Below are 502 nucleotides of genomic sequence, written 5' to 3' on the forward strand. Positions count from 1 at the left end.
TAAATAAGCCTGTCCTTTTTTTGTCATGCCGAGAAGCCTGATATATGGCACCTTATCGTCGTCAAGCAGCTTTTTTATATCCTGTTTTTTTGTTCTGGTTAAAACGTGCGTATTCATCCGCTGGAGCCTTGTCCATGTATAACGTTTCGTTTTCAGCAGCTCCATATATTCCAGATAGGAGCTGGCTTTTCTGATCGAACGAAGAATTCTGTGCTCTAGCCCTTCCTCCACCTCGTATATTTGCTGTAATTCCGGTGCTGTTACTGTTGAAAGGCTGTATTTTAAGTAAGAAAAGTAGCTCTCAGGTGTATGCCACAATCCGAATGATTTGCGGTAAGCTGCTAATTCTCGTGCAGATGCAGCAGGGAGAAAACGAAGGCAGGCTTCGAGACTCTGGCCAGTCATCGCTTTTCTAATGCTTGTGGCGCTTGCGATAGGGTTTTCGCCTTCAGGGAGATCGGCATCATGATAGTCCGAAGAGATGCGTGCCGTGGTATAAGGT

Annotated in this window: 1 protein-coding gene; it reads right to left on the minus strand. The window is 45.4% G+C overall.

Annotated features, from left to right (window positions below; genetic code table 11):
- Positions 1 to 502: nucleotidyltransferase family protein (locus tag RVS70_RS22085; RefSeq protein ID WP_321134859.1), on the minus strand; the 502-nt coding region annotated here is incomplete at both ends.

It is taken from the genome of Virgibacillus sp. M23, assembly GCF_034190895.1.
In the GTDB taxonomy this organism is placed as follows: domain Bacteria; phylum Bacillota; class Bacilli; order Bacillales; family Amphibacillaceae; genus Virgibacillus; species Virgibacillus salarius.